This is a genomic window from Chryseobacterium sp. S0630, assembly GCF_024158915.1.
Taxonomy (GTDB): domain Bacteria; phylum Bacteroidota; class Bacteroidia; order Flavobacteriales; family Weeksellaceae; genus Chryseobacterium.
The window spans coordinates 30,279-44,850 of sequence record NZ_JAMZGF010000044.1; the positions used below are offsets into that span (position 1 = coordinate 30,279).

12 protein-coding genes are annotated in these 14,572 nt (G+C 35.3%); 9 read left to right on the plus strand and 3 right to left on the minus strand.

From position 1 onward, the window contains the following. Positions 1-124: 124 nt before the first annotated feature. On the plus strand, positions 125-1,180 hold the full coding sequence (locus NK356_RS17315; protein ID WP_253317571.1) for a Gfo/Idh/MocA family oxidoreductase: 1,056 nt from the start codon (positions 125-127) through the stop codon (positions 1,178-1,180). A gap of 152 nt (positions 1,181-1,332) precedes the next feature. Here NK356_RS17315 and NK356_RS17320 read toward each other — a convergent pair whose 3' ends face one another. Beyond that, positions 1,333-3,225, minus strand: coding sequence for an ABC-F family ATP-binding cassette domain-containing protein (locus tag NK356_RS17320; RefSeq protein ID WP_034694884.1), 1,893 nt, complete (start codon positions 3,223-3,225; stop codon positions 1,333-1,335). A gap of 218 nt (positions 3,226-3,443) precedes the next feature. Between NK356_RS17320 and NK356_RS17325 the strand changes: the two genes are divergently transcribed. Together NK356_RS17325 and NK356_RS17330 are read left to right on the plus strand one after the other, a co-directional pair. Next, positions 3,444-3,956: a 5'-nucleotidase gene (locus NK356_RS17325; RefSeq protein ID WP_034694886.1), complete on the plus strand. Its 513-nt coding sequence runs from the start codon at positions 3,444-3,446 to the stop codon at positions 3,954-3,956. Positions 3,957-4,060: 104 nt separating this feature from the next. Further along, positions 4,061-5,716, plus strand: a complete 1,656-nt coding sequence (locus NK356_RS17330; protein ID WP_253317569.1) for an alpha/beta fold hydrolase — start codon at positions 4,061-4,063, stop codon at positions 5,714-5,716. Positions 5,717-5,836: 120 nt separating this feature from the next. On the opposite strand, the gene NK356_RS17335 is transcribed toward NK356_RS17330, so the two are convergent. After that, positions 5,837-6,700: a glycoside hydrolase family 25 protein gene (locus NK356_RS17335; protein ID WP_034694888.1), complete on the minus strand. Its 864-nt coding sequence runs from the start codon at positions 6,698-6,700 to the stop codon at positions 5,837-5,839. 66 nt (positions 6,701-6,766) lie between these two features. Between NK356_RS17335 and NK356_RS17340 the strand changes: the two genes are divergently transcribed. The 5 genes from NK356_RS17340 (at position 6,767) to deoC (ending at position 11,260) form a co-directional block, all read left to right on the plus strand. After that, a complete protein-coding gene (locus NK356_RS17340) occupies positions 6,767-8,029 on the plus strand; it encodes an NAD(P)/FAD-dependent oxidoreductase (RefSeq protein ID WP_034694890.1) in 1,263 nt (420 codons plus the stop codon). Then, positions 8,026-8,697 (plus strand): tRNA (guanosine(37)-N1)-methyltransferase TrmD, encoded by a 672-nt coding sequence (trmD, locus tag NK356_RS17345; protein ID WP_034694892.1) that lies wholly within the window; start codon positions 8,026-8,028, stop codon positions 8,695-8,697. The genes NK356_RS17340 and trmD overlap by 4 nt, the downstream gene beginning before the upstream one ends. A gap of 381 nt (positions 8,698-9,078) precedes the next feature. Further along, complete coding sequence (locus NK356_RS17350; RefSeq protein WP_034694894.1) at positions 9,079-10,014, plus strand: endonuclease/exonuclease/phosphatase family protein; 936 nt, start codon at positions 9,079-9,081, stop codon at positions 10,012-10,014. 27 nt (positions 10,015-10,041) lie between these two features. Then, positions 10,042-10,512 carry an Lrp/AsnC ligand binding domain-containing protein gene (locus NK356_RS17355; protein WP_002976659.1) on the plus strand — a complete coding sequence of 157 codons (471 nt, stop codon included), beginning with the start codon at positions 10,042-10,044 and terminating at the stop codon, positions 10,510-10,512. Between the two features lie 4 nt (positions 10,513-10,516). Then, positions 10,517-11,260 carry a deoxyribose-phosphate aldolase gene (gene deoC, locus NK356_RS17360; protein WP_034694896.1) on the plus strand — a complete coding sequence of 248 codons (744 nt, stop codon included), beginning with the start codon at positions 10,517-10,519 and terminating at the stop codon, positions 11,258-11,260. Between the two features lie 51 nt (positions 11,261-11,311). On the opposite strand, the gene dusB is transcribed toward deoC, so the two are convergent. Next, on the minus strand, positions 11,312-12,307 hold the full coding sequence (gene dusB, locus NK356_RS17365; protein ID WP_034694897.1) for a tRNA dihydrouridine synthase DusB: 996 nt from the start codon (positions 12,305-12,307) through the stop codon (positions 11,312-11,314). A 198-nt stretch (positions 12,308-12,505) separates the two neighbouring features. Between dusB and NK356_RS17370 the strand changes: the two genes are divergently transcribed. Then, positions 12,506-14,473: a T9SS type A sorting domain-containing protein gene (locus NK356_RS17370; protein WP_253317570.1), complete on the plus strand. Its 1,968-nt coding sequence runs from the start codon at positions 12,506-12,508 to the stop codon at positions 14,471-14,473. Positions 14,474-14,572 lie beyond the last annotated feature (99 nt).

Here is a 14,572-nt window from a genome sequence, read left to right on the forward strand (position 1 = left end):
TAGATAAAAATAATTTTATGATTTAAATCATATTCTTAGAGTTGATGAGATGGATTATTTCTATAGCTCCTTTAGACTAAGGGATAGAGAAATTTTTATGAATATATTTGTTGAAAATTATAATATGCAATTGGTAAAAGCAGGGCTTTGTGCCTTTGGAATGAGTGGAAAAGTATTCCATGCTCCCTTCTTAAAAGAACATCCGGGATTTTTTATGTCTGCTGTGGTGGAAAGAAGCAAGGAAGAATCGAAGGAAAAGTATCCGGAAGCAACAATCTACCGCTCCGTGGAAGAAATGCTTCAGCATGCTGATGTAGAATTGGTGATTATCAATACTCCGGTTCAGACCCATTATGAATATGCCAAAAAAGCACTGGAAGCAGGAAAAAATATTGTTGTAGAAAAACCCTTTACAGTAAATGTTTCTGAAGCTGAAGAGCTGGTACAGTTGGCAGAAGAAAAAGGATTGTTTCTAAGCGTATATCAAAACAGAAGATTCGACCGTGATTTTTTGCAAGTTCAAAAAGTTTTAACTGAAGGGAAATTAGGGAATATTAAAGAAGCAGAAATCCGCTTTGACAGATTCCGTACCACAGCTAGTGGAAAGCAGCATAAAGAAAGTCCTGATCAGGTGGGGGCAGGATCTCTTCATGATCTGGGAGCACATCTTGTAGATCAGGCAGTGCAGTATTTCGGATACCCTGAAAAATTGTTTGCAGATGTGTTTTCTATGAAAGGAACTGAGTTTGCTAACGATTATTTTGAAATTCTCTTATTCTATAAAGATAATCTTAGAGTAAGACTGAAATCGTCTGTTTTCAGTAAAGAAGGTCACTATGCTTACACAATTCATGGAGATAGAGGAACTTTCTTGCAGGAAAGAACTGATAATCAGGAAAATGAACTGGTAGCAGGTGCTATTCCTGAATATGGTAAAGAATGGACACTTCCTTTAAAAGAACCGGACGGAATTTTAAACTTCCTGAATGATGATTCTGAAACAGAAAGAATTCTTACCTCCAGTGAAGCCGGAAATTATATGAATTATTATCAGCAGATCTATGAACACATTGTTTTTGGATATGCTTTGCCATCTCCAGGAAAAGAAGTCATCCAGAATATGAAAATCATAGATGCTTCTCTTGAAAGTGCAAAAGAAGAGAAGATAATAGAATTATAAATGATAAGTGATGAATGAATTCAAAATTCAAAGTTTAAGGTTTAAAGTTCAAGGTTGATAACGGTTGTGATTAGAAGTCTTCAACTCGTTTACTCTCAAACCCTCAAACTCTTTGAATTCATTCATAATTCATAATTTTTAATTCATCATTATTAAAGAAGTTCCTGAAGTTCCAACCATCTCATTTCATGGTTCTCCAGTTTCTCTGAAACGCTTTCCAGTTCTGAAGAAAGTGTGGCTATCTTTTCGTAATCAGCTTCGTTATTGAGCTTATCCAGAATTTTAGTGCGCTGTTCTTCCAGTTCAGGCATTTCTTTTTCAATGGTTTCCAGTTCTCTTTGTTCTTTAAAAGTGAGTTTTCTTTTAGAATTAGAAGACTGAGTACTTTCTGTTGAAGAAACAATTTCTTTTACAGGCTCAGGTTTTACCATTGCATTTTTTTCTAAAGCTTCCTCACGGCTTCTTGCTTCTCTGTATTCTGAGAAGTTTCCTACAAAATCTCTGATTTTTCCGTTTCCTTCAAAAGCCAGCACATGGTCTACAATTCTGTCCATGAAATACCTGTCGTGAGAAACGATAATCAAAGATCCCTGAAATTGCTGAAGGAAGTTTTCAAGAACTGTTAATGTAGGAAGATCCAGGTCATTTGTAGGTTCGTCAAAAATCAGGAAATTAGGATTTTGATACAAAATATACATCAGGTGAAGTCTTCTTTTCTCCCCACCCGAAAGTTTAGAGATAGGAGAATACTGCGTCTGATCGTCAAATAAGAACAATCTTAAGAACTGTGATGCAGATAAACTTTTTCCATTTGCCAAAGGATAAAATTCTGCAATTTCCTTGATAAAATCGATGACACGTTCATCTTCTTTATAAGTAAGGCCTTTTTGTGAGAAATAACCGAAAGAAATAGTTTCTCCAGTTTCAATTTCTCCCTTATCCGCTTTTTCAAAACCTTGAATAATATTGAGCAAGGTAGATTTTCCTGCTCCATTTTTTCCAATGATTCCCACTTTTTCTCCACGTTGAAACTGGTAGCTGAAATCTTTTAATAAAACTTTAGGTCCAAAGCTCTTATCAATATGTTTAAGTTCAAGAATTTTATTTCCCAAACGTTTCATTTCAAAATCAAGTTCCAATCCATCTTTTCGGGTATCGGTTTTGGCTACTTTTTCCGTTTCGTAGAAAGCATCAATTCTGCTTTTTGATTTTGTGGTTCTGGCTTTCGGCTGTCTTCGCATCCATTCCAGTTCCTTTCTGTAAAGGTTATTGGCCTTGTCAATTGTAGCATTAAGATTTTCCTCACGAATCATTTTATTTTCAAGGTAAGTAGCATAAGAACCATTATGAACATAAAGATTCTGATCCTCCATTTCCCAGATAATGTCACAAACACTGTCAAGGAAATATCGGTCGTGGGTAACCAGTAATAAAGTGATTTTTGCTTTGTTCAGATAATTTTCAAGCCATTCTACCATATCCACATCCAGGTGGTTGGTAGGTTCGTCCATGATAAGAAGTGTATGTCTGTGCTCGGCTCTTGTCTCTGTTAAAAGTTTCGCCAACGCTACACGCTTGATCTGCCCTCCGGAAAGAGTGCCCATTTTAGCATCCAGATCAGTGATTTTAAGCTGGGAAAGAATCTGTTTCATTTCATTTTCCAGATCCCAGGCTTTATGAACTTCCATATCAGCCAATGCTTTCTCAATAAAATCATTGTCTGTAGAATGAAGTGATTTATGATAGTTTTTAAGGGCCAGGATAGGCTCAGAATCAAGGGTCATCATAAATTCCTCAATGCTCAGCTTAGGATCATAATCAATTTCCTGGTCAAATAGCACCACCTGGATATCTTTATTGATGATCGCAGTTCCGCTGTCTGCAATTTCTTTACCCATTAATATTTTCAGAAGGGTAGATTTTCCACTTCCGTTTTTGGCAACAATAGCTATTTTATCTCCTTCATTGATGTGAAACGAAATGTTTTTAAACAAAACCTTGATGCCATAAGATTTGGTAAGATTTTCTGCAGAAACGTAATTCATTGGGAATTAATAGTTTGATTTTAATTTTTAACTAAGTGGCAAAAATACGAAAATGTAGCCATAAAACTTTCCGGAACGTCTCTTATAAAAATGAATATTTATGATTTTTTAATAGACTGTGTCCCTTGCCTGAAAAAACTAATCAGTAAATTTGATCAACTCCAATGAAATACACATTTTAAAATAGTAATAAATAATACAAAAATCTGATTGAAACAATGAAAAAAGTTATTGTCGACATGGACGGGGTAATGGCGGATGTATATCATCAGCTGGTACAATTTGAAAAAAGAGATACAGGAAGAGAAATTGAAATCAGTGATTTGGCTGGTAAGCCTGAAATAGAGTCTTTTCCCAATGGAAAAAAGCACGTGAATGAAATAGGTTTTTTCAGAACCTTACCTGTCATGAAAGGAAGCCGTGAGGCAATGGAATATCTGAATAATAAATACGAACTCTATATTGTATCTGCCGGAATGGAGTTTCCGAACAGCTTAAGAGAAAAATATGACTGGCTGGCAGAGCATTTTCCATTCATTACCTGGGAACAGATTGTTCTTTGTGGAAGTAAAAAAGTAGTGTCCGGAGATATCATGATTGATGATTATCCTAAAAATTTAGATCATTTTTCAGGGCAGAGACTGATATTTACCCAACCTCATAATGAACTGATAGAAAATGAAACTTACGAAAGAGTTCATTCCTGGGAAGAAATTATGAGTATCCTTTAAGTAGGAAATATTTTAAACAACTTTAACTAAAGGGAGAATAATTTTAATAAAGTATTGGGATAGCGGACTGTTTAAAATAAATAAGTTTGCGTCAAACTTTTATCATGAAAATATCTCATACTTTATTCTTCCTTTTGACAGCTTCAGCCTTTCATGGCCAGGTTATTTCCGGAACCATTATTTCTAAAAATGAAAACCATCCAATTCCTTATGTGAAAATTGGAATTGAAAAAAAAACCATCGGAACAATCTCGGATGAAAAAGGAAATTTTTCAATTGATCTTTCCAATACAGATCCTCAGCAGAAAATAATAATAGAAGTACCAGGATTTGACCCTTACCAGGAAACAATACAGAATTTTAAAAAAAATGATCAGCAAAAAATATTTTTAACAGAGAAAACTAAAAATATTAAAGAGATTACCATTAAGCCTAAAAAACTTATTGATAAAAACTGGGGAGTCAATACCAAGACAAAAAGTGTTATGTACTCTGTAAATCCACACCTCAGAAAAGAAGATTTTCTTGGTGAAACCGCATTGGCTTTTAATGCTAAAAAGAAATCAAAGATTAAGAATATTAACCTGAATATTGCCAGCTATACCTCAGATAAGCCTGTCGTTATGCGGTATACTATTTATAGTGAAAAAGAGGGTTTTCCGGATAAAAATATTCTTGATGAGGAAATTACTGTTGAACTTACCAGCGATATGATTAAAGACGGAACTTATACATTGGATGTTAATGACCGTAATATCTGGGTTCATGGAAAATTTTTTATAGGAATTCAGTTTTTAAAAGAATTTGAAGGGAGAGTCAATATAAGTGCAGCATTGTTCAAAACAGGATTTATAAGGAAATTTTATGGAGACTGGACAAAAGTGACTCTTGCAGCACCTGCCATTAATATCGATGTAAAAATGGATAAAAACGGAGACAAAAATATGGATGATGAAAACGGTTTTGCAGATGATAGCGCAGAAGCACTGATGCCTGATGTATCAAAATATATTCAGGAATCGGAACAAACAGCGTATGGTCAAAATAAAACGGTGGGAAATTATCTGAAACTTCAGGATACCAACCTTTATTATGAAGTGTATGGTGAAGGAGAACCATTGATTCTGCTTCATGGCAATTCCGGAAGTATTAAAGATTTTTATCAGCAGATTCCTGTTTTATCAAAGCAGTATAAAGTAATTGCTATAGATACAAGAGGACAAGGAAAAAGTATAGATTCTTCTAAAAAGGATTTTACTTATAAAATGTTTGCTGATGATGTAAAAGCAGTTACAGATCAGTTAAAGCTTAATAAAGTAAATATCGCAGGCTGGAGTGATGGCGGAAATACCGGACTGGAATTTGCCCTGAAATATCCTGAAAAACTGAATAAGCTGATTGCAATTGGAGCCAACGCATTTCCTGATGGAGTGGATGACAGGCTTACTGATCATTTTGAAAATAAAATGCTGGTGATGAAAGAACTGAAGGATCCGGAAAAGTTTAATGAACAAAGGCTTTTGAAAATTATGCTGACACAGCCGCGCATTGAGAAGAAAGATTTAAATAAAATTGGAAGTAAAGTATTGGTTATTGCCGGTGATAAAGATGTTATTAAACAGGAGCATACCGAACTTATTGCTAAAGAAATACCCAATGCCGAACTTAAAATCTACAGCAATGCCACCCATATGATTCCTTTTGAAAACGCAGATCAACTCAATACAGATATTCTGAATTTTTTAGGGAAAAGTAATTAATAAAGGCTGGAAGCGGGGAGATGGAGGATGGAAGATGGAAGTGATATCAGTAGCTTATTTTAAAAATTGGCTCATTGAAATTTTATCAACTCCTATTTTTCTGCTTTCATTTTCTTTCTTCTAATCCAGTGTCAATCTTTTTAACGACCACGAATTACCATTGTAAATATCAAGATCCACTTTAGCGTTGATACCATGAACAATTCCGTTTTCTGTAAACTGCCAGAAATCCCACTCATCATCTGGTGAAGGAGACGGAACATCATTGTAATTGGCCAGCCATAAAGGGTAACCTTCAAACTCGCCTTTCAGAAAATCTTTATAATAATGATAGTAGGTATAGATAATCGGCTTTTCACCATACGCCTCTTCTACAATTTTACACCATACTTTCAGATCTTCAATCAGTTTTTTATTGGTTTTACGCTTTGGGATTTTTTCAATATCAAGAATAGGGGGAAGATCTCCGCTTTCAAGTTTTACATTCTCTAAAAAATTATTGGCCTGGATTACAGGATCTTCATCGGCTCTGTAAAAATGGTAGGCGCCACGGATAAGATCATGCTTTTTAGCACTTTCCCAGAATTCGTCAAAATGTTTATCGGCACTTCGGTTTCCCATCGTTGCACGCATGACAACAAATTCTAAAGGAATTGTTTTATTTCCGATGCTGAGACTATCCCATTTGATATCTTCCCGGTTCTGATAATGAGAAACATCAAAACCATAGGTTTTATCAAGGTTGCTGGCTAATATTCTTTGGATTCTTGAGGCTTCCTTTTCACTGTTATGAAGCTTTTTATGTTTAAATTTATTAAAGTACAATGCATAGTAATAACTGATAGACTGTCTTAAATAAAGTCCTGTTCCTACTAATGCTATCATTAAAATAGCCAATATCACCCATCTTCGGAAAAAATACTTCTTCCGTCTTGATTTATGGACTTGTTTGGCAGTTTTTTTGGTGTACTTTTTTGGTGTCATAAAGTTTTGCAAAACTAACTTTTTTCACTGCTAAATGCTAAAATAAAATCAGTAAATTTGTGTATTATGGAAACACGCGAAAAAATCATCATTATTGGAGGAGGATTTGCGGGGCTGCAGCTTGCAAAAACATTGAATAACAAGAACAAAAAGGTCATTGTTCTGGATCGGATGAACCACCATATGTTTCAGCCGCTTTTTTATCAGGTAGCCTCAGGGAGGATAGAACCTTCCAACATTTCCTTTCCCTTCAGAAAGATTTTTCAGCAGTCCAGAAACACACAGTTCCGTATGACGGAAGTCAAAGAAATAGATCCTGCCAACAATAAAGTCATTACAGACGAAGCAGAATTTACCTATGATAAACTCATCATTGCAACGGGCTGTAAAACTAATTTTTTCGGAAACAAAGAATTGGAAGGAAAAGCTTTCGGAATGAAAAATACCCAGGAAGCCATCAGTATCAGAAATCATGTTTTGATGACCTTTGAAAAACTGATTATTGAAAAAAGCCGAAGCGATGACGGAAACTGGAATATTGTTATCGTTGGAAGCGGTCCTACCGGAGTAGAACTGGCAGGAGCTTTTGCTGAAATGAAAAAAGACATCCTTCCAAGAGATTATCCTTATATGAATTTTGATCATCTGAAGATTATTCTGGTAAGTTCTACCGAGAAGCCATTGGCTGTAATGAGTAGCGAAGCACAGGATAAATCTGAGAAATATCTTAAAGACTTAGGAGTCTCTTTTATGAGTGGGGAAGTGGTAACGGATTATGACGGAGATAAAGTTCATTTGAAAAGCGGAAAAGAAATTCCATCCAATAATGTGATCTGGGCAGCTGGAGTTACAGGAAATGTTGTAGGAGGTTTTCCGGAAGAAAAATTAGTAAGAAACAGATATATTGTAGACCGATATAATAAAATACAAGGGTACGATAATATTTATGCTATCGGGGATATTGCCTATATGGAAACTCCTAAATATCCACAGGGACATCCTCAGGTAGCCAACGTAGCCATTAATCAGGCAAAAAATTTAGGTAAAAATCTATTAAAGAAAACTCAGGAAGAGTGGAAGGAATACGAGTATGATGACAAAGGCTCATTAGCGACTATTGGGAAGCACAGAGCGGTTGTAGATCTGCCGTTTATAAAATTTCAGGGATTTCTGGCGTGGTATTTCTGGATGTTTCTCCATTTAATGCTAATTTTGAGCGTTCGAAATAAACTGGCCATATTCTTCAACTGGATGTGGAGTTATATCAACAAAGATTCTTCTTTAAGATTAATTATTATACCTACTAAGAAAAACGGAACATTACAATGAGAATTGACATAATAAGCGTACTTCCGGAATTGATGGAGAGTCCGTTCCAAACTTCTATTTTGAAAAGAGCAATGGATAAAGGACTGGTAGAAGTACATTTTCACCATTTGAGAGACTGGGCAATCAATAAGCACAGACAAATTGATGATGAGCCTTACGGAGGCGGAGCAGGAATGGTAATGATGGTTGAGCCATTGGATAAATGTATATCGGAGCTTAAATCTCAAAGAAATTATGATGAAGTGATCTATCTGACTCCGGATGGGGTAACTTTAAACCAAAAAATAGCCAATTCATTGTCTATCAAAGAGAATTTAATTTTTCTTTGCGGACATTACAAAGGAATAGATCAAAGGGTAAGAGATCTTCATATCACCAAAGAAATTTCAATTGGAGATTACGTTCTTACAGGAGGAGAACTGGCTGCCTGTGTTTTGGCAGACTCAATTATCAGATTGCTTCCCGGAGTTTTGAATGATGAACAAAGCGCCTTAACAGACAGTTTTCAGGATGATCTTCTTTCACCACCTATCTATACCAGACCTGAAAGTTATAAAGGGCTGGATGTTCCTAAAATCCTGTTGAGTGGGAATTTCGGAAAAATTGAAGAATGGCGTCATGATGAAGCCGTAAGAATTACAAAGGAAAAACGCCCCGATTTACTGTAGACGAAAATTTTCAGAAATGATCTAATTTTTGCTTCAATATTTAATTCCATTTATTATAGATAAATGGAATAATATTTGTTGTAATTTTAATAAGTGTGAAAAATATTAATGTTTCTGATTTTAAATTGAAAATTTATTTCTATTATTCCATATTTTGTTTATTGTCTCAATTTTGATTAATATATCGAAACTGCGGGATGGTTGAAAAATTAATTCATAATGACTTATTTCATTAGTATTTTTTACTATATTTGAATTGTTTTTTATTGGAAATTGATTTACTGTTTTAGACGTAAATCACAAAAATTTGAAAAAAAATAATAAATTTACATCTTAAAGTAAAAAGGACATAATAAATTAAAAGTATAGAAATTAGTGTAGATGGAGCTGTTCTCTTTTTATAATGTTGAAAATTTATTTTTACCTGATCCGAAACCTGTCCACAAATTAGATCCTACTCGGTCAGGATTAAGGAATTGGGATGAAAAGAGATATAGAAATAAGCTTTTCAAAATCTCTCATGTATTTCAGTTGATGAAGGAGGAGAATGAAGTATTACCATTTGTAATAGGATTATCTGAAGTTTCCGGAAGGAAAGTTTTGGAAGATCTTGTAGAAATGGAGCCCTTTAATTCGGAATATGGAATTGTACATTACAATTCTATGGACGAACGAAAAGTGGATGTAGCCATGTTATATGATAAAAATAAAGTAGAGGTAATAGATTCGGAAACCATTACTTTCTTTTTTGAAATAGTAAATAAAAACACAGAAAATTACGACACAACCCGAGACGTACTTTTTTCAAAAATTAAATATAAAGGGGAAATTATTAATGTCTTTATCGCCCATCTTCCCTCTAAGCGCGAAAAAGATATCAATAAACCTAAAAGAGCCTTTATATTGAATGAAGTACGGGAACGGATTATGAAAATTATAAATGCTGATAAAGAGCATGTTATATTGTGTGGTGATTTTAACGAAAACCCGGATGATGAAAATTTAGTACAGATTCTCTATGACAATGACCATGAGAAGGTTTTAATGAACCCTTTTCAACAATTGTTTTCTACAAGAAATTATTCTACTTTTCATTATAAATCTGGATTGCTGTATGATCAGATCATTATGTCAAGATCTTTGCTTGATAATAAGACGCTGGCTTTTCAGGATGCCCATATATTTAATTCTGAAAAAATCCGCAGCAGAACCAGAAATTTTGAAGGACGGCCTTTCCGAACTTATGCCGGTACCCGGTATTTAGGTGGATATAGCGATCACTTTCCGGTTTTTGTAAAATTTAAAAATTTACATTAAAAAACATAAATAATAAAAAAGTAGAAAATGAAAAATTCGAGCAACACAAGCTACCATTTAGATTCTATTGACAAAGAAATCATCTACATGTTGATGGATAATGCTAAAACTTCTTTAGCCCACATTTCAAAAAATGTTGGAATTTCCACCACTGCAGTGCATCAAAGAATCAAAAAACTCGAACATGCAGGAGTTATTGAAAATTCAATATCATTTCTTAACCCTAAGAAAATTGGATACAAAGTGATTTCCTACATCGGTGTATTTCTGGATCAGCCAAGCCATTATCCGGAAGTGGTAAAGTCTTTGCATGATATCAACGAAGTAGTGGAAGCCCACTATACTACAGGAAATTATACTATTTTCCTGAAAGTGCTTTGTAAAGACAATGATCATTTAATGCAAATCCTTAGTAAGCTTCAAAAGCTGAAGGGAGTAACAAGAACAGAAACTTTTATATCTTTAGAACAAGGTATTTACAGACAATTGAAAGTATAACAATATGAACATAGCCCAATATTTGGATTCAACTTACCTGAAAACTCCAGAACAGTCAGGTATTTCCCACGAAGAAACACTTCAAAAAGATAAAGAACTTGCTCAGGAAGCAATAGACAATGGTATTTTTGCCGTGATGATTCGACCGGATTATGTATCTGAGATTAAAAAATTTATTCAGGAAAGAAATTCAAATGTTGTAGTAGGAACTGTAATAGGTTTCCACGAAGGAACGTACTCTATTGATGAAAAACTTGCAGAAGCTTCAAAAGCAATAGAAGACGGTGCAGATGAATTAGATTTTGTGATTAATTATACTGCTTATCTACAGGGGAATATAGAACTGGTAAGAGAAGAATTTGTAAAATGTACCCAATTATCTCTTGAGCATCATAAAGTTGCAAAATGGATTATTGAAATTGCAGCATTAACTGATGAACAAATTGCAGATCTTACGAAAAAGATTTCTACCTGGGCAGAAGAAAATTTTTCTGAAAATGAGTTGTCGAAAATTTTTGTCAAGTCATCTACAGGATTTTATCAGACTGCTGAAGGAAAACCTAACGGAGCAACCTTTGAAGGAATAACAATTATGCTCAGCAATGCTGGGAAACTTCCTGTAAAAGCAGCAGGTGGAGTAAGAACTCCCGAAGATGCTGAAAAAATGATCAAAATGGGAGTTAAAAGAATTGGAACCTCTTCAGCTTTGGGATTAATTAAAAACGAATCTTCATCAGAAGGATATTAATATTAAATTCTCAATATAAAAAAACCATCAGCTTGCTGATGGTTTTTATTTTTATAGTTGTGCCTGATACTCTTCGTAGAACTGTTGGGTTTCTTTAATCAAGCTGTTCATTTCTTCCATAGTGAACACTTCCAGGAATTTTTTTCTGAACTCCTTGAAATGAGGAATTCCTCGGAAATAGTTGCTGTAATGTTGTCTCATTTCAACCAATCCTAATCTTTCTCCTTTCCATTCTGCACTCCACTCAGCATGTTGACGAACAGCCAGTAATCGGTCTGAAATTGTCGGTTCAGGTAAATGCTCTCCTGTTTTAAAGAAATGTTTGATTTCATTAAAGATCCATGGATATCCAATAGCAGCACGTCCGATCATAATACCGTCACATGCATACTTTTGTTTATACTCTAATGCTTTTTCAGCAGAATCTATATCACCATTTCCAAAAATTGGAATTTCAATATTAGGATTTTGTTTAATTCTTGAAATATGCTCCCAGTCTGCTTCACCCTTATACATTTGAGCACGGGTTCTTGCATGTATCGTAAGAGCTTTAATTCCTGTTTCCTGCAGACGCTCTGCTACTTCATCAATATTAATACTGGTGCTGTCCCATCCCAGACGGGTTTTTACCGTAACAGGAAGATGAGTAGAACTTACAACAGCTTTTGTAAGACGTACCATAAGGTCAATATCTTTCAAAACACCAGCTCCTGCTCCTTTGCAGACAACTTTTTTTACAGGACATCCAAAATTAATATCTACCAGATCCGGATTTACCGTTTCAACAATTCTTGCAGACATAGCCATAGCTTCTTCGTCACCACCAAAAATCTGTATCCCAACGGGCCTTTCATAATCGAAAATATCCAGCTTTTTACGACTCTTGATAGCGTCACGAATCAACCCTTCGGAAGAAATAAATTCCGAATACATTAAATCTGCACCATGCATTTTACACAAACGTCTGAACGGAGGATCACTTACGTCTTCCATCGGAGCCAGCAAAAGTGGAAATTCCGGCAGTTCTATGTTGCCTATTTTTATCATGGTGCAAATTTACGAAATTCTGAAAAAACAAATTTTTTTAAATTAAAATGTGGTATCTTGTTTTGTTTGTATTGTGTTATTTAAGGGATTTTATGATATTATGTTTAGTTTTTGTTTAATATATTTAATTGATTGTCAATATTTATTGAATTTTATTAATAATTATTTTTTATATTTAATACAATAAAAATTAATGTCATGAGAAAAATTCTATTTTGTTTGATGGCAATTTTGGTTTCATCAAATTTTTATTCACAAGTGAATATTTCTGCCACGGCAGGAACAGCTACAGGAACTTATACCACATTAAAAGGAGCATTCGATGCTATTAATGCGGGAACACATCAGGGAGCAATTACAATCAGTATCACAGCAAACACAACAGAAACAGCCACCGCAAGTCTGAATGCCAGTGGCGGAGCGACAAGCTATACTTCTGTTGCTATAAAACCCGCAATAGGAGTTACAGCTGCTATTTCCGGTGATATTGCCAGTGCACCCTTAGTAAGAATACTGGGTAGTAACATTACCCTGGATGGAAGCAATGCCGCTTCAGGAACGACAAGAGATCTTACTCTTACCAACACTTCTACTACAGCACCGCAGGTACTTACTTTTATAGCGGCTTCTGCTGCCGCTGCAAATACTAATATTATGGTTAAAAACCTGAATATTGTAAATGGTATCAATACCTCTTCTGCTTTTGTCATGTATGATGGTGCCGCAACACCTACGGGAGGTTTCTTTAATAATGTCACCATCCAGAATAATGCAGTGAAGAAAGCGTATATGGGAATGTATTTATTTGCCGCTACAGCTGCAGGTAATGGCGCGAATACTCTGGTAACAGGAAATGATTTAAGTGCTACAGGAACTGATGCTATCCGCCTTGGTGGAATTTATGTGCAGGGAGCAGATGGAGTAACGGTAAGCAATAATACGATTGGTAATTTCGAAACGACTATAGCTGAGATCAAGAGAGGAGTTTGGTTTGCCACTGCCACAGTTAACTCTTCCATTATTTCCAATACCATTACCAATCTTGGATATACCGGAACTTCTACCGGAGGAGCTGCCGGTGTAACCGTAACCGCTGGTAATACGGGAGCCTCTGCAACAGCCAATATTATTGTAAGAGGGAATACAATTTCCAATTTTAACTCCAGTGGAACAGGAACTGTGTTTGCAGGGATTTATGCAGCAGCAGCAACCTCCGGAGTAACTATAGATAATAATAAAATTAACGGGATAAAAAACACCAATGTTTCAGGATATGGGGCACAGGGGATTTATCTGGCAGCAACAGGTCTTACCTCCAATACCTTAGTTGCCAATAATGTAGTGAGTGGGGTAGCCGGTTATGGATATGCAACCACCGGAGGTGTAAATGATAATGGAAACGGAATTGTTATTGGAGCAGGAGGTGGATATAAACTTTACTATAATACCGTTGTAATGAACGTAAGCCAGACTGTTGCAGGAAGACCGTCAGCTTTAAATATCACAAGTGGAGTAACTGGTTTAGGAGGGATTGATGTAAGAAATAATCTTTTTGTGAATACCCAGACTCAGGCAGGAGACAGATATACTATTTATGCAGGAGCAGCAAGTGGTGTTTTCTCTTCCATTAACTTTAATAATTTCTATTCTTCAGGAACTAATCTTGGCTATATCGGAGGATTGGCAAAAGCTACACTTGCAGATATCCAGGCAGGATTCGGAGGAAATGTAAACTCTCTGAATGTTTTACCAGTATTTGTATCAGCAACCGATTTCCATTTATCTACCACAGGAAATGCGGCTCTTGACAACAAAGGAACTCCGGTTGTTGAAGTAACTCTGGATGCAGATGGTAATATAAGAAATGCTTTAACACCGGATCTTGGAAGCTTTGAATTTACAGTCGCTGTGTTAGCGGTGAATGAAGCTGCGAAAAAGAATACAGTGAGTGCTTATCCAAACCCTGTTACAGATTTCCTTTATATCAATAATGATACAAAGATCAGAGATGTGGAAGTATACAATGTTTCAGGCCAGAGAATTCTTAGCGAAACAATTAACGCTGAAAAAGGTTCTGTAGACATGAGACGTGCCGCAGCAGGTGTTTATATTGTAAAAGTAAATACAGAAAAAGGATCACAGTCCTTGAAAATCATTAAAAAATAACTGTTAAACTAATAACCAAAAGAAGAAGCCGTCTCACAACTGAGGCGGTTTTTCTTGTTAAAAAGTAAATAATTTTTATATATTTTGATTTGTTTTTTT